Here is a 17,808-nt window from a genome sequence, read left to right as displayed (position 1 = left end):
AACATGCGAGAGTCGATACACCAACGGTTGCCATGGAACTTTTTGTGCGCCCCTCTCACATCCAGGAGCGGGTGTTAAGGTTTGTTCGAGAGAGAAGGAGGTCTGATGCGACCAGTAGCCGCCCGCAACACGATGCGGGAGCGGTTCCGCGAGCAGGTTCGCGAAGACATCAAGGCAGCAGCGCTGGAGCAGCTGACCACAGGTGGGGCACAGTCGATCTCGATCAAGGCCATCGCCAAGCAGCTCGGCGTTTCCGGCACCGCGCTCTACCGCTACTTCGCCAATCGCGATGACCTGCTGACCGCCCTGGTCGTCGACGCGTACGGCGACCTGAGCCGTGCGCTGAAAAGGGAGTTCGAAGACAGAAAGGCCCCTCTCGCCCCCGAAGCACGGGTGCGCGGATTGGCGCGCGCGTACCGGGCCTGGGCGCTCAGCGAACCTCACCGCTACGAACTGCTGTTCAAGCCGCCACTGCCGGGATACGACGCGCACAGCGAACCGCTCGCCGCCGCCGCGCGCTCGCTCATGGAGGTCTTGCTCGCCACTCTTCACGGCATCGACGACGCAGAGGCGCCGATCAAGAAACCCGTACCGGCGACCGGCGACGAAGTCCTCGCCGCACGAAGCGCCGGCACCGAAGAGTTCCATCTGGCCGTGTCGGTGTGGGCACGCCTGCACGGAATCGTGAGCCTCGAGCTGGGCGGTGGCTTCGCCGCGATGCACCTGGACGCCGACGCTCTCTTCGAACGGGAACTGCGAGTACTCACCGAGCGACTCCACTGACAAAGTCGTGAGATGTATCGACGACATCGAGCCGACTGTCCATAAAGGACAAGCCGAAGGGGTCGTGAGCGACAACGAGCGTTATCGGGCGGCAAGCGTCGGCGTGGCCGTGAAGGCCCCCTTGAAGGACTCTGGATCCCTCAAGGAGGCCTTCACGGCACAGACTCGGCCACAAATCTCACGAGCGCTTGATTTCTCAGCTGGCCTTGCGACGGGTTCTCACGATCACACCCAGTGCGGTGACAACGGCGAGAGCGGCCACGCCGGTCAGAACCCAGACCAGCCAAGTGTCGCCGCCCGCTTCCGCGGCGGCCGGCATCGAAGTGGCAGCGACCTCAGGCCCCGAAGCCGCCTGAGCCTGCTTCTCCGCGGCGACCGCGGCCGCGTCCAGAACGAGCACGGCGGAAGGGAACTCCGGTTCCTTGGAACCGACTTCCGGTTCGTTCCACTTCACCACCGTCCCGTCCGAATAGGTCTGGACCACGTCGAAGCCCAGGCTGGGCTTCGCGGGCAGAGGCCCCACACCCAGCTCGAAGTACCGGCTTTCGTCGGGCTTGATCTCCTTGCCCGCTTCCGCCGTCCAAACGACGTGAGCGAGGTTGTCCTGCCCACCCTGAGTCTGCGCGTGAGCCCATCCCTCGACAGGCGGGAACGACGTGGCGGCGACCTCCTTCGGCAAGGCGACGTCGACGCGGATCGTCGTGACCGACGCCAGCTCCGAAGGAACACGGAACTTGAGGGTCGCCGGCTGCCCGGCCACCGCACCGTCGGCGAAGACCTTGACATGCGCGGAAGCCGTTCCCGCGAGCATCACCATCGCGGCGGCGCACGCGCCCACCACGGTCATCGCCGCACGGCCCCACCGGCGTGGCGAACGCGCGCCGCCCCCGGCCCGACGTGACAGTTCCCTGTGCTTCATGGCGACCTCAGCAGCAGTCGCAGTAGAGGAGGTCGGCCGTCTCGACACGGCCGTCAGGCGCGTCGGAACCACTGGAGCCGCCGGAGCCGCCGGAGCCATGGTGCGAAGACTTGCTCACGGCCTGCGCGAGGGTCTGCTGGGTCGCCTTGCCCTGGGATTCGATCGCGATACGGCGGCCCTGGAAGTCGGCGAACGCCAGCACCTGGGGCGCGGAGCCCGAGGCGTCGGTGGTGAACGAGACCAGCGGCGTCCGGCGGCCCCAGCGATCGACGGAGAAGGCTTGATAGGTGGTGGTCGGCTCCAGTTCACGGGCCTGGAGCTGGATCATGTCGAGCCCACTGACCTGCCTGACGGTGGCCTCGAGCACGCGGCCTTTGTTCCCGGGACGCATGGGGTCGCCCGGCCTTCCGTTGGGCAGAACGGTGTCCACGTTCTCCGGAGTGCCACCGAGTCCTTGCTTGCCGAGGCCCGGCGCCGATCCCGCGGGGGCGGCGTCCGGCACGTAGACCAGGGCCTGCGGTTCCTGGCCGACTCCGATGGTGTTCGTCACCTTGTTGGTGGCGGTGTCGATGACGTCGACCTTGTCGGACTTCTCCAGCCCGACGTACACCCGGGTGCTGTCACCACTGGCCCAGATGCCGTGTGGCGCGTGCCCGTTGTTGGGGATCTCGGTGACCACCTCGGGGACACCGCTCGCGGTGCGGCGGTACACGACCGTCTTGTCGAGCCCACCGACGGTCAAATACGCGAACGAGCCCTTGCCGGTGTCGGCGAACGCGGGGTGGTTGGTGTCCGGCCCCGTCTCGAGCACCGTGGTGACCTTGCGGTTGACCAGGTCGACCACACTGATCTTGCCGAACGACTTGTGCGACGCCCACAGTTCCTTGCCGTCCGGCGAGATGGCCTGATCCGAGGAGAAGGTGCTGCCGAGACCGGTGATGTGATCGACGACCTTGCGTGCCGCGACGTCGATGACGGTGATCTCGGCCAGCTTGATGTGGTTGACGTAGGCGAGCTTGCCGTCCGGGCTCAGCAGCACCTTCGACGGACCCGCCCCCACCGGCAGGTTGGCGAGCACCCCGCCGTGCTCGGCGTCGGAGATCGTGACCGTGTCACGACCGCGGTTGGCCACCCAGAATTCCTTGCCGTCGGCGGTGAAGGTGCCTTCGTGCGCGGCACGGCCGACGTCGGTCTGGTTGAGGACCTTGTTGGTGGCGGTGTCGATCACGGTCACCGTGTTGCTGGTGACACTGACCACGCCGAGCCGCTTGTGATCGCGGGTGTAGGCCAGCCCGTGCACCCCGGTGTTCTCAAGGTACTGCGGGCTGAAGGAGGCACCCAGCCGCTGCGCGCCGAGGGCGATCGTGCCAAGGGTGCGATTGGTGGACGGATCGATCACCGACACGGTGTTGGAGGTCTGATCGGCGGTGTAGACGCGATCCCGACCCGAAATGGGGATGGGCACCTGTTTGCCGGTCTCCGCCGCGGCGGCGGTCACCGGTGCGACGGCGGCCTGCGTCGGATCGACCTTGGCGGAGGCCACCGCACCGAAGGCCGTGGCCCCCAGACATACGAAGCCGGCGGTCGCACCTGCTAGATGTCGGACAGAAAGCACGAAAAACCTCCATCACGGGAGAATTGGGCACACTCCGGTCACGAAAGCGACATTGTCGGATTCCCGGCAGGCGAAAGGACCGGCTCTTCAGCTCCGGCCGGTTGTTCACCGTGCGCCTTTACGTGAGGGGTACGCATCCCGGTGGTGGCAGTGTCCAAAGGGGACGGCATGACTTGCGTCATGCTCGCCGTTACTCGAGCGCGAGGAGACCGGACACCAACTTCTCGCAGCGGTCCTTCATCGCGTTGTTGAAGGCCGCGAAACCCTCGTCGGCCCCTTTTGGCCCTTCTTTGGACAACCGGGACACCAGACCACCGAAGTGTTCGCGATGTGTCAACCTGGTCGTGCCATCGGGAAGTGGGCTCAGAACGAACTCGTGCGTTCCGGTGAAAACGAACGCAGGCAACCAGGCCGCTCCGGGAATCACCGCCGACCACGCCAACCTGGCACCCGGCGTGGCTTCCACGACTGGGACACGGACTACGTACGGCTTGGCGCCAGGCGGCCCCTGCACAAGACGCAGGGAGGCACCCACCTCCGGGCGGCCGTCGATCTCCTGGAGGTAGGGAGCCCACTCCGGATAGCTCGGGAAATCGGTCAGCACCGCCCACACCACTCGCGGACCTACCGAAATATCCGTGACCGCCTCGATCGCGCGCATGTCAGCTTTGTCCTTTCACCCAGGGCACGTGACCGGCCGGTGCCGGATCGTCGTGGATCACGATGTCGGCCAACCCGAAGACGTCAGGTAGCGTTTCCGCACCGGCCAACCGGCGGCCGTACAGTGCGGCAGTGGTGGTACGAGCGTTGTCCCACCGGACATGGTGTACCGCGCAGCGACCCCGCCATCCGAGGAGATACCTAGGGGGCATCTCCAAGATGAGGCGGCGCACGGTGTGCCGGATCTGCTGCTCGGGAATCGCGCGGTCGTTCAGCGCCAGCGGCGGGAACTGCTCGGCGATGATGCAACACACCAGCAGAGCGGGCAGGCGTGTCCGGTCGATACCGTCAACACGGGCGGGCAACGGCGGCCACTCGACCTAGGCGTCGGGGGACATCGTGTTCGGCTCCCTCTCCATAGTGCCGACCGGTCGGGCAGGCAGGCGGCGCGTGTGCCTGTCGCTCAGGACGACCAGCCGGATCGTCACGGCGCACTCCGTTCGTCAGCCCCGAGGGGCCACCGGCAACTGCGCGACCTGACGGCCGTCGTCATCGCGCACCAGCAGCGCGGTGATGGAATCACGGGACATCGCCGTGACCATGCGTGCCCGGAACGGACCAGGGCCTTCGGCACGCACGCTGCCCGCGGGCACGCTCCGCCCCTCGAGCCCGACCGTCACCAGTTGATAGGTCTCGCCATGCCGCAGGCCATTGAGCATGATCGGCACCTCCGTACCCCAGGGCTGCGACACCATGAGACCGTCACGCTCCAAGGCGATCTGCTGAACCGGCGAGGACCCGGACACCATCACGAGACTTCCCACCGCCACAGCCATCACCAGTACGAAGGCGGCTGCGGCGAGCACGAGCCGCCGAACCCGCCGGGCCCCCGTCGCGGCCCGCAACTCGGCTTCGATCCGGGGTCCGAGTTCCGGGGAAACGGCAGGCGGCCGATTGCCCTCGGCGTAGGCGAAGGTAGCTACGACCTCCCGAACCTCGGCGATGTCCCGCGCGCACGCCGAACAGGATGCGACGTGCAAGGACAGCTCGGCGGTCAACGGGCGGCCGAGCATCAACAGTTCGGTCGCCTCACCGCGGGTTTGCAAGCAGTGCTCGTTCATCGTACGAGTCCCCCGTTCTCCTCCAGGATCAAGCGGAGTGCACGGATCCCGTAATACAGCCTGCTCCTCGCGGTTGATGCCGAAATGGAGTTTTCGGCAGCGTAGTCGGCACACGTGTGGCCTTCCACGTGCACGGCCAGGACGATTTCGCGATGGGGGTCGCTGAGCTTGTGCATCGCCTCGTCGAGCTGGATCCCCACCAGCAGACGATCGAAAGGGTCGTCGGTCCGCTGTGTCGGCTCCGCCTCGGTGGGCACGGGACGGCTCGCGCGCCGCCGCGTCGCGTCGATCACGAGGTTTCGCGTTATCCCGAACAACCACGTGCGCAAACTGCCGCGGTCGGGATCGAAACGCCCGCTGGCGCGCCACGCCCGCACGAACGTCTCCTGCACCACGTCCTCGGCCAGCTGACGGTCATCGAGCGCGTTGAAGGCGAAGCCGAACAGCTGCCCGCCGTACCGCGCATACGCCTGCCGGACGTCGCTTTCGCTGCGTATGGACTCGGCGAGGACGTCGTCGTCCTTAGACCGTCGTACCCTCACCCGCACACCTCATCTCCTGGTTCGCCGGGGTTTACGCACGCCGACGGCGAAGTGTTGAGAATGGAGACCGACTACTACTGTGTTCCCCATCACGCCGCATCACGATCACGCGAGGACTGTAACTCTGTGGATATCGGCTGGCTGGAGAGCTTCCTGGCCCTCACCGAGCACGAGAGTTTCACCAGGGCGGCGGAGGCACAGCACCTCAGCCAGCCGGCGTTCAGCCGACGGATCCGTGCCCTTGAGCTGTGGTTCGGCGAGGAACTGGTGGATCGCTCCACCTTCCCGGTGGCGTTGACCGCGGCCGGCGCGAAGGTGCGGGCCGGCGCACTGGAGACGGTCGCCGGCCTGCACACGGTCCGTGACGAGATCCGCGGTCGGCGGCGCTCGCCACGAGACGCCGTCCGCGTCGCCGCCACGCACACACTCGCGGGTCCCTTCTTCAGCCATTGGTGGTCGCGCAGTGGCGGCGGACCGTGCGTCCTGCTGGCGTCGAACACCCACGACGCCTATGACACCTTGCTTCACGGAGGTTGCGACTTGCTGCTGGTGTACGCGGATCCGGCGATGCCACCGGCCATGCCCGGCGGCGACGTCGAGTCGATGACCGTCGCCACCGATCGGCTCGCTCCGTTCGCCGCGGCAGGCACAACGCATACCCTGCCCGGCACCGACGCCTTCCCCGTCCCAGTGGTCACCCATGGCCAGGGCACCTTCTTCGGCCGGGTCACCGACCGGATCCTCACCGAGCACCGGGTCTCCGTGCGGCCGGTGATGCAGAGCGACTTCACCGCGGCACTCGCCGCGATGGTCCTCGCGGGCGACGGAGTCGGCTGGCTACCGGAACTGCTGATGCGGCAGGCACTCGAGGACGAGCGGATTCGCTTGCTCGACGATGCGTCGTTGACCGCGCGACTGGAGATCCGGCTCTACCGGACGCGCGGTGATCACACGCCGCGTCAAACCGACACCGTCTGGCGGAACGCCGGTCTCACCAGCAGCACTGGATGAGCGCATCGGCCAGGAGATCAGTCGGGTCGAGCAGCTCGCCCTCGCTCGTGGTGAACCTGGCCGCGAGCGGAAGTTCGGTACACGCCAATATCGTCAAGGGCGCGTCGAGCGCCGCCAGCGCGCGGTCGAGATGGGCCCCACCCTGCCGCGCGTCACCCCGTTTCACCGCGGCGATGGCTTGATCGACTTCGGTTTGCGTTGGCTCTGACGGCAAGATCAGCTCGGTACCCGCCAGCATGTTCCGGTAAAGGCCGCTTGCCAGCGTGCCGCGCGTGCCGAGCAAGCCGACCGGACCTGTGCGCGCGGACAGCGCGGCCGCCGTCTCGGCCACCATGTCCAGGAAGCGCATCCCGGTGTCCGCGGCCAGTTTCGGAATGAAGTACTGCGCCGTATGACACGGGATCGCGATCACCGTCGCGTCCAGATCGCGCAACTTGAGCGCGCCCTCCAGCAGCGCGGGATAGGGATCGGTGCTCCCGTCGAGCAACGCGGCCACCCGGTCCGGCACCGTCGGATCCGCCCAGATGACCAATCGAACGTGGTCCTGATCGCGAACCGCCGGCGTGCGTGCGATGACCTTGGCGTAGAACTCGGCGGTCGCCGCAGGCCCCATGCCACCGAGGATGCCCGCCAGCGGCCGCCGGTACGCCGAGGCCCTCACTGGAAGGTCGATCGGTAGCCGAACAATCCCGCGACTCCGCCGGTGTGCACGAACACCACGTTGTCGGTTTCGTCGAACCGCTCGTCGGCGATGGCTCCGAGCAGGCCGGCGAACCCCTTTCCCGAGTAGACCGGGTCCAGCAGGATGCCCTCGGTCGTCGCGAGCAGCGACATCGCGTCGGTCATCGCCTCGGTGGGCACGCCGTACCCGTCACCGACCCAGCGGTCGTCCACCAGCACGTCGTCGCGGAGGACCTCGGCGCCCAGCAACTCCCCGGTCCGCGCGGCGAGCGTGTACACCGCGTCGACCTGCTTCTGTTCCGGCTGACGCACACTTACGCCGAGCACCAGCGCCGGACTGTGCATCGCGCGCAACCCCGCGACGAGCCCCGCCTGGGTCCCGGTACTGCCGGTGGCGTGCACGACCCAGTCCACCGGCACCGGGGCGGCGTCCAGCTCTGCCGCGCACTCGACGTAGCCGAGCGCGCCGACCGGGTTCGAGCCGCCGCCGGGGATCACGTAGGGCTTCCGTCCCTCGGCACGCAGGTCGTCGGCGAGGGAATCCATCGCCGCCGCCATGTCGGTGCCGGCCGGCAGCCGGTCCACGATCTGCGCTCCGAGCAGTTCGTCGAGCAGCACGTTGCCGGAACGCTCGTATTCCTCGTCACGAATCTGGCGCTGTTCGAGCAGCAGCCGGCATTCCAGACCTGCCCGGGCCGCGGCCGCCGCGGTCTGCCGAGCGTGGTTGGACTGCGTGGCGCCCTGGGTGATCAAGGTGTCGGCGCCCTGTTCCAGCGCTTCCCCGACGAGGAACTCGAGCTTGCGTGTCTTGTTGCCACCGGTGGCCAGCCCGGTGCAATCGTCGCGTTTGATCCAGAGGTTCGGCACTCGCCGATACTTCCGGCTCAACACCGAAGCCAACCGTTCCATCGGCTCGAGCGGGGTCGGGAAATGTCCGAGCGGGAAGCGTGCGAAACGCGTCGTCTGTACCACGAAACCCATCGTGCGGGGCCCGGCTCGGCACTGTCCAATGTCGAATCGGCACCGCCCATGCAAACCCCGCATGAGGCCGGGTGTCAGAAGGATGACACGGCACGCTCAGGCGCCCTCGATGCCGCGTTGGACGGCGTCGAACGCCTCCTTCAGGCGTTGAAGGTGGGATGAAGCGACGTCGGCGAGGTCATCCCCGGCGAGTTGCCGTCGTACCGTCTCGGCGGCGACCGTCCGGTAAGCGGCGACGAGCAAGGCCGCGGCCAGTGCGCTGTCGCCGGAGTACCCCGGGTCCGAGTGGAGCTCGGTTGCCAGCTCTGTTTCGATCTCGTACGCGAAGGTGCGGAGCCGCGCGATCAAGGCGGGCGATTCCATGACCGTCCGCATCATCGGCTCGAGGTCTCCGTCCAGGCCCGAGAGCACATGCCGTTTCTCCGCGAGTGCGACAGTGGCCTGACGGAGCGCCTCGACAGCGCCGACGGCGTCGTCCCGCTCGCGGATCGCTGTTCGCACGATGTCGGCGACGTCGGGGAGACGGTCGAACAGCAGGTCCTCCTTGCGCTCGAAGTGCGAAAACACGGTCACCTTGGACACGCCGGCGGCCGCGGCGACCTCGGCGATCGTGACCTCGTCGAAGCCGCGCTCCAGGAACAGTCGAGTCGCGATCTCGGCGATGCGAGCTCGCGTCTTCAAACCGCCACGGTCTCCTCGGTTCGGCATTGGAAGAGCTCCCTCACAGCGATGATCTTTACCCAATAAGTTTATCGGATCAGCAAATCCCGTCCAACCTGGCACGACCACAGTCAACCCGATAAACTTACCAAGTAAGTTTATCAAGTAAATCTGTTTGTCGATGGGAGCAGTCATGACGCCGACGCCGCGTCCGATCACCATGTCGCGCGATCGCTACAGCCCGGGATCCGACCTCGCCGAACGCGCACACACGGGCAGGCCGACCAGAACGGACACCACCGATTTCGGGGTATCCGCCTGGGTGGTCACCCGCCATGAGGATGTTCGCGCCGTACTCGGTGACGCCGGCTTGTTCAGCAGCGCGGGGCTCGCCCGCCACTCGGCCCCGTCCTCATCACCCGATTCCGCCCCTCCCGGCGAGCAGCGATTCACCGACGCGGCGTCCTTCATGGTCGGCCAGGACCCGCCTGAACACACCCGCCTGCGCCGCCTGCTCACCCCGGAGTTCACGATGCGCCGCATGCGCGCGCTGGAGCCTCGAGTACGGGCAGTCGTCGACGAAGTTCTGGACGACATGCGGGAGACCGGCTCGCCGGCCGACCTCGTCCAGGGCTTCGCGTTGCCCATCCCCTCCTTGGTCATCTGCGAACTCCTCGGAGTTCCCTACTCCGACAGGGAACTGTTCCAGCACCTGTCGTCCGTTCAACTTCGGCAGACCACCTCGAAGGAGGAACAGACCGACGCGTTCATCGCGCTTCGCTCCTACATGAGCGATCTCGTCGACCGGCACCGCGTAGCCCCCGGCGACGACTTGATCGGCATGCTGATCCGCGAACACGATCAGGACATCAGTCACGACGAGCTGGTCGGTATCGCCCTTGTGCTGCTCATCGCGGGACACGAGACCACCGCCAACACCCTGGGCGCGGGCACCGCGCTGTTACTCGAGCATCCCGGACAGCTGGCCGCGATCCGCGACGAACCTCAGCGTGTCGACGACGCCGTCGAAGAACTGCTCCGTTTCCTCACTCCGGTGCACTCCGGTCTGCCCCGGACCGTCATGGCGGACACCGCCGTCGGCGGGCAGGAAATGCGCACGGGCGATCTGGTGATGCTGTCTCTGCCGATGGCCAACCGGGACACCGACCTCGTCACCGCCCCGGACGACTTCGACATCGCACGGAAACCGGCTCCTCATGTGGCTTTCGGCCACGGCATCCACCACTGTATCGGCGCGCCGCTGGCCAGGATGGAGCTGCGGATCGCGCTACCGGCCTTGCTGCGGCACTTCCCCGGACTCCGCCTTGATGTCGATCCGGCGGATATCGACTTCCGGAGCATGACAGCCGTACACGGCGTCGAAAGGCTTCCCGTCGCCTGGTGAACCAGGGTCCGTGAAGGCCTCCTTGCCTACCCTGAAGGCAGGGAAGGAGGTCTTTACGGACTACAGGAGCGCGATGGCGTGGCCCACCTCGCCGATCGTCACTTCGCGCCCTTCACCCGATAGATGATCACGGCAGCGGTAAGGGCGAGGATGGCGCCGAACAGATAGTAGACCGTGAATCCACCGAGTGGGGTCGAAGCGCCGAGCGCGATGATCGCGGGCGCGATCGCGGGAGCGACCGACTGCGGCAGGGAAGCGGCCGTGTTGAGTACGCCGAGGTCCTTCGCGGACTCACCGGTGTCAGGCAGTACTTCGGTCGCGAGCGCGAGGGACACCGAGAAGAACAATCCCGCGCCGATCCCGATGATCGCCTGGGCGAGGAGGACGGTCGCGAAATCCGGGGCGAAGGCGAGTGACACAAGGCCGACGACGATGAAACCCCCGGCGGCGGCGACGAACGGACGACGTTTGCCCAGTTTGTCGGACAGGAACCCGCCGGCCAGACTCGAGATCATCATCGTGGCCGTCGAGACCGCGTTGACGGTGAGGACCTTCGCGATCGCGTCTTGCTCCTCGAAGCCGAATTTTTCGGTCAGGTAGTACGGAAGGTAGCTTGCGATTCCTCCGTATCCGAACATGATGAGGAACTGCGCCAACCACGTCCATCCGAAGTCGGGGTGCTTCGCCGGGTTGAAGACGAACGAGCCGAAGAACTGGCCGACAGTGAACCGTCGAGCGGGCTTCTCGGTGAGCACGCGGTCTTCGAGCCCCACGACGAACCAAACTGTCAAGGCGGTCGCGATGAGCGCCGGCACGACGAAGCGCGGCACATCGTCGGCGAGGAAGTTCACGATGGTGAAACCGGCGAGGACACCCAGCGGAGTCGCGACTCCGACGAGTCCGGACACCGAGCCGAATCGCGACGGAGGAACCTGGTCGGGGATGGTCGCACTCGCGGCGGCGACGGTCGCGTTCGTTCCGGCCTGCACGGCACACCAAGCCGCGAGGACGACCCAGAACGACGTCGCGATGCCGACGATGAAGAGTCCAGCGAGCCCGACGAGCATGCCACCGAGAATCCAGGGGCGTCGCATACCCCACTTCGAGGTCGTACGATCGGACAGCCGACCCGCGACCGGGTTGGCAACGAGGCCGAACAGTGCCCCGACGGCAAGGATCACCGCGAGATTCGCGGTCGCTTCCCCGGGGGAAGCGGAGATGTGCTCGATCTTGAACGCCAGCGTGACGGCCATCGGAGTCGTCGCCGCCAGGAAGACGCCGAAGTTGACGGCGAACAAGCCGCGGGCGTAGCCACGCGGCGCCCTCTGGCGGGACGGACCGGCTGGTTCGACGGACAGGGAAGTCTTGCTCAAGACACTCCTCTTCCAGGGTGGGGTTCGAGGGTGCTGCCGGCCATGCGGTGCGCCGCGGGCGGCGGCACGCAGCTCAGGAATGGGCCGCGCCCGCCTGTACCGACACGGCCGCCTGCGGGTATCGGCGTTCGGCGATCGCGAGTGAGACGGCCGCGACGAGCGCGATCGCCGCGGCGGCCGCGAGGATCGCGTGGGCGGCCTGGAATCCGGCGAGTTGCCCGGGAATCCGGGCGATGACGATGACGATGATCGCGCTACCGAGGCTGCCGCCGACGCGTTGGACGATGTTCGACGTGACAGTGGCGTCCGCCAGCTGATCGGCTGCGGCGCGCATCGCCGCGGTCATCGCCGGTATGCCCGCCAGACCGACGCCGATACCACGGAACGCCTGGAGGAACTCGACCGTCACGAGGCTCGTGTTCTGGGGCAGGAAGATGAACGGAACCGTGGCGGCCACGGTGATCGCCAGGCCGATGACGCAGGTGACGCCGGCGCCATGGCGGTCGGTGATCCGGCCTCCGACCGGGAGCGCGGCCATCGCGCCCAGACCGTATGCCAGCAGGAGCAGCCCGGTGTGGATGACCGTCAGGCCGTGCAGCTTCTCGTAGTACAGAGGTAGCAGGATCAAGCCGCCGAAGAGGCTGAGCCCGGTGAAGAACAACGTGATCTGAGCGGTGGCGTACGGCATTCTTCGGAACAAGCTCAGATCCAGCAGCCGGTCCCGCTTCGACGACCGGTCACGGCGGGAGGCGTCCGCGACGAACGCTACGAGCAAAAGGGCTCCCAGCGCCGTGGAAACCAGCCCGAACGTCCCTTGTGGACCGGCCGAGCCGAGGTTCGTCAGCCCTGACAACAGGGCCGGCAGCCCGGTCGACAGCAGAGCCATTCCGATCAGGTCGAGCTTCGCCGCGCGATCCGGGGTGTCTTTCGGCAGTACGCGGAGAGCGAGCAGGGCGGCGACGATACCGATCGGCAGGTTGACCGCGAAGAGCCATCGCCAGGACGACGCGTCGATGAGCAGGCCGCCCAGCGCCGGGCCGATGGCAGGCGCCGCGAGGATGACCAGGCCGGCGGTGGCCATGGTGCGGCCCATCCGGTCAGGGCTGACGGCGCGTGCCACGATGTTCTGTCCTGTCGGCACGAGGAGCCCACCGCAGATGCCTTGCACCGCGCGGGCGATGATCAGCCACGGGAGGTCGGGCGCCACCGCGCACAACAGTGACGCGACCACGAACCCGAGAAGAGATATCAGCCATAACCGCGACGCGCCGAGCCGGCGTTGGAGCCACGAGCACGCGGGCAGCGCCGCGGCCAGTGCGAGCAGATATCCGCTGGTGACCCACTGCACGCCGGTCAGCGTGGCGTGCAGGTCTTCGGTGATCGTCGCCAGCCCCACGTTGACCAGTGACGTATCGACCCCGGCCATGAAGCCACCGAGCACGATCACCGTCGTCAGCGGACCGATTCTCGCCGGTGACGGGCCGCCGTCCCTGCTCATCGCGAGCCTGTCCAACGCGAAATCGCGGCGTCGAGTCGCTTGCGGGCGTCGCCGCCGTCCGACTCTTCCTCCTGTGTCGTGGCCCAGACGATGACGCCGTCCGGCCGCACGAGCAGGCTCGGCAGCGACATGTCCGCGGTGGGGTCCGCGACGTAAGCGACCCGCTCCGGATCCCTTACCTCGTCGGCGAGCCTGCCGTCGTGCGAGCGGTCGACGAGGACGAACCGGCCGTCGTGGGCGTGGTCGGCGAGCCTGCCCTCGGAGGCCAGGTCGACATCCCCGGCGAGCGCGCCGACGGGAGCGACGGCACCGTCGGCGACGTCGTAACGCTGCTCGATGCCCGAGGACAGGGCGACCATCCGGTTCATCGCTCCGGGCGCGGTCATCAGCTCGTCGCCGATGATCTTCCGCAGCTGCTCGGTGCGCTCGTCGCCACGCATGAGGGCGACCTGCGCCCTTGTCCAGTCGAGCACCCACGCGGCGCCGGGGTGCCGTTCGGTTTCGTAGGTATCGAGCAAACCCTCCGGCGCCCAGTCCTTGATCGTCGCGGCGAGCTTCCAGCCGAGGTTCACCGCGTCACCCAGGCCGAGGTTCAGGCCCTGGCCACCCAGCGGCGAATGCACATGCGCGGCATCGCCCGCCAGCAGCACCCGGCCGTGCCGGTACGTCCGTGCCTGCCGGGTGTTGTCCGTGAACCGCGTCGCCCGCCCGCGCATACCCGTCACGGTCACCGGGACCCCGGTGACATCCCGCACGGCGTCCTGTAGTTCTTCCAGCGACACAGGAAGGTTCCGGTCTTCCGGGACGACCCCGTGCCGGACGAGGAAGACGCGTCCCGGAGTCGGCCCGTAGGCATAGAGACCGCGCGGCGTCCACGTCCAGCCGCGCCGTAATCCGCTGGTGTCGTCGAAATCGGCGATCGCCTGATACCCCACCAGCTCGGGCTCGGTACCGACGAAGTCGATACCGAGCTGTTTGCGGATCAGACTCCGTCCCCCATCGGCCGCGACGACCCATCCGGCCGTGAAGTCGCCGGCATCGGTCTCGACGACCACGTCGGCGTCGTCCAGAAGGCTCCCGGTCGTGCTCCGTACCTTGTGCACCTCGACACCGCGACGGGTTCGGACACCGAGCCGGGCGCAATGCTCCGCGAGCAGCAGCTCGAGATCGTACTGGGGCACGCCGATTCCGTTCGACACCGCAGTGTGCGCCGCCAGGACCGGATCGTCCTGGTCGACCAGGTCGTTGCGGAACATGAATCCCGAGAAATGCCCCGCGGCCAGGAATCGGCGGGATTTCCGCCGGGCCGCCTCCAGCTGTTCACCGACCGTACGGTTCGAGGTGTCTCCTGCGAACGCACGAGCAGCCGCGATGAGGCTGGCCTGCGCCTCCTCGGCAGCAGGCAGCAAGCCTCGACGGTCGAGGATCTCGGCGCTGGCGACGCTGATCGAACCGGCCTTGATCGTCTGATCCGGCTCATCGAGGCGCTCCAGGACGGTCACCCGCACACCCTGTAGCGCCAGCTCGCCGGCAAGAAGAAGGCCCGTGGGCCCGGCGCCGACTACGACTACGTCCGTCCTCTGCATGACACACCTCTCAGGCTTGACTCATACTCGATAACTTTACCAAGTAAGCTTACTCGATAAACAGTAGCATGAGCCGGCCTTGCGAGTTCCTTCTCGCAACCGAGCACAGGACGCCTTGATGTCCATCCGGGCACAGAGTCGCGCCCATTCGGACAGCGGCAACCCGCCAGTCTGGACGGACCGAAGGGAGCGTTGTCCACTGCACCGTCAGTGGGATCCCGGCCTGTTCTCCTCACTTGAAGGTCAATCGGCTCCCACGTCGCTGCGGCACGTCAATCGAGCGTGTGAGTGACGGGATCGGCGTGGCGGCGGCCCGTCGACTCACGGCGCCAAGACCGAAGCCATCGCCACCGAACTCGAGCCGAGTTCCACGTCGCGGACTTCGCCCTTCTCGATGAGGTCCGCGCGCTCGCCGCGAGCCTCGCCGGCGAGGCTTCGGTCATCCAGACCTCGAGCAATGCCGCGAGGTTCTCCCCGCGAGTGCGCCGTGATCGGTGCCGCTTCGATGCCCTGATGCGCCCAATGTGGCATGGGGGACGCTCACGGTCCCCCATGCCACATTGGGCGCACTCAACTAGCCGATTCTGAGGCGTAAGGCGAACAGGGCGCCGCCGGCAAGGACGCGAAGGGGCCCATCGCCGCATCAGGCGCAGCGAAAGCCCCTTCAGCCCAGCTGACGAGCACACCACCTTTGTCTTACCCCTCAATAGAACGACCATTTCGGCTTCGCGCCACGAAAACCCCGTCACTCTCGACCCCGGCGCCGACGCTTCGCCAGTCACACCCGCCCCGATAGTCACGCCGGCTTCACAGAATCAACCATCCAGGACACGCTCCCGCAGCGTCGCTCGGTCCAGCTCGGGATCCGATCGGGGTACGCGACGTGTCGAACGCACAATCCTGGTAGCGCTCGATTGTCGACAGCCGCGGCCAGTGATCCAGGCCATACCGAGGCTGTTCAACACTCTCGCCCTGCCGTGCGTACACCTGCCGTAAACACTCGGCAGATTGGGCGACTAAGTGGGAAAAGAAGAACATCGCGAGGGTTCGGGTCTCTCCAGGCGAAGCGCGCTACTCGGGATGCTCGCCGTCGCAGGGATAGGAACAGCGGACGTCGGGGTCTTCCTCGGCACCAGTGGCGCATTCGCGGCGGATGACGCATTGACACCGGAAAAGTTCGCGGATCGCTTCGAGCAGGTTTACGGGAAACACGACGGGTTCCGCCGCAATCACGCCAAAGGCGTCAGTTTGACCGGGACGTTCCGATCGAACGGCGCGGGAGCGGAGGTTTGCGAGGCGTCGGTCTTCGCTTCCGGAGAATTCCCGGTGACCGGCCGTTTCTCGCTCTCCGGCGGAATGCCGCACGCGGCGGACACCGGCAGTACGGTGCGCGGTCTCGCGCTCCGCTTCGAACTTCCCCGCGGCGAACAGTGGCGGACGGCGATGGTCAACATCCCGGTTTTCCTCGATCGCACACCGGAAGGGTTCGCCGACCGTATCGTCGCGTCCGCTCCGGTCGCCGCCACCGGCAAGCCCGACCCCGCTCGCATGGCCGAGTTCCTCCGATCGCACCCCGAAACCGTGAAAGCGATGGCGTACGTGAAGGCGAGGCCTCCAACGGCCGGTTTCGCCGACAGCACCTTCCACGGGCTCAACGCGTTCCGCGCCACGAACGCGACCGGTCGTACTGTCCCGGTGCGCTGGACTTTCGAGCCTGGACCGCACACGCCCGTTCCGGCTCCCGCCGAAGGCGACGGCAAACTGTTCGACGGCGTCGTCGCGGCGGTCGAGCAGGCCCCGCTGTCCTGGCGGCTGGTACTGACCGTCGGCGATCCGGGCGATCCCACCGACGATGCCACAGTCCCCTGGCCGGACTACCGGCGCAGGATCACCGCGGGCACCTTGACCATCACCAGTGCCCAAGCGGAAGCCGAGGGCAATGCCAGGGACCTCAACTTCGATCCCACCGTGCTCCCCGCGGGACTGGCCGTGTCCGACGATCCGCTGCTCAGCGCCCGTTCCGCCGTATACGCGCAGTCATTCCGCCGACGAGCCGGTGAACCGAAGCAACCCAGCGCCGTGCAGTTCAAGGAGGTGCGCGCGTGACCGCGCCGGAACGATTCACCTTGTTCAGCCGCGTCCTGCATTGGGCGATGGCCGTACTCGTGGTGGCCATGCTGCTCATCGGGTTCGCCATGGTGGCCTCGATCGCCGACTACCGGTTCCTCCAGGCGATCCACCGCCCGGTCGGTGTTCTCGTCCTGGTGCTCGCCGTCGTCCGGATCGTGAACCGGCTACGGCGCCGGCCGCCCGCCGCGAATCTCGGCAGGCTGGAACGCCTCGCCTCGACCGGTTCGGAACTTCTCCTGTACGCACTCCTCGTCGCGCAACCGCTGGTCGGCTGGGCGATGGTCTCCGCTTCGGGTACGCCGGTGATCCTGTTCGGCTCCCTCCACCTGCCGCGGATCACACCAGCGGACCTCGATCTCTACTCCTGGTTCCGCGAAGTGCACACTTTGCTGGCCTACGCGTTGTTCCTCCTGTTCACCGCGCATATGCTCGCCGTCCTTTTCCACACTCTGGTACTCCGCGACGGCCTCCTCTCCCGGATGACTTTCGGCCGCCGCCGGAAGGCCGTCGCACCCGGCACGCCCGCCGACGGCGCATAGCCGGCAGTACCACTGATTCGGCAGCAGCTGGGATCGAATGTCAATGCGTGCACAGGCATGCTCAGGTGAGTGCGAGACATCGCCAACGGCTACCACCGGAACGATTCGCCGAAGACGAAACCAACACTGACAAACGGTGAACTGATATGACCACATCACTTCATCAAGTCGGGATCATCGCCAACGACCCGATCATTTTCGAAGGCAGCCCTGTCGCACAGGCTGCCCCGTCGACCGCACAGCGGGACTTCGTGGCGCACATTGTCCACAAAGGACACCAAGGTGTCCGATTTGAATGCTTTGC

At 66.8% G+C, this 17,808-nt stretch carries 17 protein-coding genes; 5 read left to right on the top strand and 12 right to left on the bottom strand.

From position 1 onward, the window contains the following. The first annotated feature begins 105 nt into the window (after positions 1-105). Positions 106-783 (top strand): TetR/AcrR family transcriptional regulator, encoded by a 678-nt coding sequence (locus tag DL990_RS21860; protein WP_125799763.1) that lies wholly within the window; start codon positions 106-108, stop codon positions 781-783. A gap of 196 nt (positions 784-979) precedes the next feature. Here the strand turns inward: DL990_RS21860 and DL990_RS21855 are convergent, their stop codons facing one another. The 6 genes from DL990_RS21855 to DL990_RS21830 all read right to left on the bottom strand — a co-directional run bounded on the left by DL990_RS21855 (position 980) and on the right by DL990_RS21830 (position 5,640). Beyond that, positions 980-1,630, bottom strand: coding sequence for a DUF1775 domain-containing protein (locus DL990_RS21855; protein WP_158632649.1), 651 nt, complete (start codon positions 1,628-1,630; stop codon positions 980-982). A gap of 79 nt (positions 1,631-1,709) precedes the next feature. Then, on the bottom strand, positions 1,710-3,245 hold the full coding sequence (locus DL990_RS21850) for a beta-propeller fold lactonase family protein (protein ID WP_158632648.1): 1,536 nt from the start codon (positions 3,243-3,245) through the stop codon (positions 1,710-1,712). Positions 3,246-3,507: 262 nt separating this feature from the next. After that, complete coding sequence (locus DL990_RS21845) at positions 3,508-3,978, bottom strand: SRPBCC domain-containing protein (RefSeq protein WP_125789514.1); 471 nt, start codon at positions 3,976-3,978, stop codon at positions 3,508-3,510. Position 3,979: 1 nt separating this feature from the next. Continuing rightward, positions 3,980-4,342, bottom strand: coding sequence for a hypothetical protein (locus DL990_RS21840; RefSeq protein WP_125799760.1), 363 nt, complete (start codon positions 4,340-4,342; stop codon positions 3,980-3,982). Between the two features lie 138 nt (positions 4,343-4,480). Further along, a complete protein-coding gene (locus DL990_RS21835) occupies positions 4,481-5,098 on the bottom strand; it encodes a hypothetical protein (RefSeq protein ID WP_125799759.1) in 618 nt (205 codons plus the stop codon). Continuing rightward, positions 5,095-5,640 (bottom strand): sigma-70 family RNA polymerase sigma factor, encoded by a 546-nt coding sequence (locus DL990_RS21830; protein WP_158632647.1) that lies wholly within the window; start codon positions 5,638-5,640, stop codon positions 5,095-5,097. Before DL990_RS21830 ends, DL990_RS21835 begins: the two co-directional genes overlap by 4 nt. A 126-nt stretch (positions 5,641-5,766) precedes the next feature. On the opposite strand from DL990_RS21830, the gene DL990_RS21825 reads away from it, so the two are divergent. Then, on the top strand, positions 5,767-6,651 hold the full coding sequence (locus tag DL990_RS21825; protein WP_158632646.1) for a LysR family transcriptional regulator: 885 nt from the start codon (positions 5,767-5,769) through the stop codon (positions 6,649-6,651). On the opposite strand, the gene DL990_RS21820 is transcribed toward DL990_RS21825, so the two are convergent. The 3 genes from DL990_RS21820 to DL990_RS21810 all read right to left on the bottom strand — a co-directional run bounded on the left by DL990_RS21820 (position 6,632) and on the right by DL990_RS21810 (position 8,994). Further along, on the bottom strand, positions 6,632-7,264 hold the full coding sequence (locus DL990_RS21820; RefSeq protein ID WP_125799758.1) for an aspartate/glutamate racemase family protein: 633 nt from the start codon (positions 7,262-7,264) through the stop codon (positions 6,632-6,634). The genes DL990_RS21825 and DL990_RS21820 overlap by 20 nt on opposite strands. A 44-nt stretch (positions 7,265-7,308) precedes the next feature. Beyond that, positions 7,309-8,313 (bottom strand): D-cysteine desulfhydrase, encoded by a 1,005-nt coding sequence (locus tag DL990_RS21815; RefSeq protein ID WP_125799757.1) that lies wholly within the window; start codon positions 8,311-8,313, stop codon positions 7,309-7,311. A gap of 96 nt (positions 8,314-8,409) precedes the next feature. Continuing rightward, entirely contained in the window at positions 8,410-8,994 is a 585-nt protein-coding gene (locus DL990_RS21810; protein WP_233599271.1) for a TetR/AcrR family transcriptional regulator, read from the bottom strand. A 172-nt stretch (positions 8,995-9,166) separates the two neighbouring features. On the opposite strand from DL990_RS21810, the gene DL990_RS21805 reads away from it, so the two are divergent. Beyond that, the gene (locus tag DL990_RS21805; RefSeq protein WP_125799756.1) at positions 9,167-10,378 is read left to right on the top strand and encodes a cytochrome P450; all 1,212 of its coding nucleotides are present in this window, start codon (positions 9,167-9,169) and stop codon (positions 10,376-10,378) included. Between the two features lie 98 nt (positions 10,379-10,476). On the opposite strand, the gene DL990_RS21800 is transcribed toward DL990_RS21805, so the two are convergent. The 3 genes from DL990_RS21800 to DL990_RS21790 all read right to left on the bottom strand — a co-directional run bounded on the left by DL990_RS21800 (position 10,477) and on the right by DL990_RS21790 (position 14,835). Beyond that, entirely contained in the window at positions 10,477-11,751 is a 1,275-nt protein-coding gene (locus tag DL990_RS21800) for an MFS transporter (RefSeq protein ID WP_125799755.1), read from the bottom strand. Between the two features lie 73 nt (positions 11,752-11,824). Next, positions 11,825-13,249 (bottom strand): DHA2 family efflux MFS transporter permease subunit, encoded by a 1,425-nt coding sequence (locus DL990_RS21795; RefSeq protein ID WP_125799754.1) that lies wholly within the window; start codon positions 13,247-13,249, stop codon positions 11,825-11,827. After that, positions 13,246-14,835: an FAD-dependent oxidoreductase gene (locus DL990_RS21790; protein WP_125799753.1), complete on the bottom strand. Its 1,590-nt coding sequence runs from the start codon at positions 14,833-14,835 to the stop codon at positions 13,246-13,248. The genes DL990_RS21795 and DL990_RS21790 overlap by 4 nt, the downstream gene beginning before the upstream one ends. Positions 14,836-15,915: 1,080 nt before the next feature. On the opposite strand from DL990_RS21790, the gene DL990_RS21785 reads away from it, so the two are divergent. Together DL990_RS21785 and DL990_RS21780 are read left to right on the top strand one after the other, a co-directional pair. After that, positions 15,916-16,941: a catalase family peroxidase gene (locus tag DL990_RS21785; protein ID WP_125789526.1), complete on the top strand. Its 1,026-nt coding sequence runs from the start codon at positions 15,916-15,918 to the stop codon at positions 16,939-16,941. Beyond that, positions 16,938-17,504 (top strand): cytochrome b, encoded by a 567-nt coding sequence (locus tag DL990_RS21780; RefSeq protein ID WP_125789527.1) that lies wholly within the window; start codon positions 16,938-16,940, stop codon positions 17,502-17,504. Before DL990_RS21785 ends, DL990_RS21780 begins: the two co-directional genes overlap by 4 nt. Positions 17,505-17,808 lie beyond the last annotated feature (304 nt).

It is taken from the genome of Amycolatopsis sp. WAC 01416 (assembly GCF_003947485.1).
Taxonomy (GTDB): Bacteria; Actinomycetota; Actinomycetes; order Mycobacteriales; family Pseudonocardiaceae; genus Amycolatopsis.
Note: the sequence above shows the minus strand (reverse complement) of the source record. Positions and strands in the feature narration are given on the sequence as shown.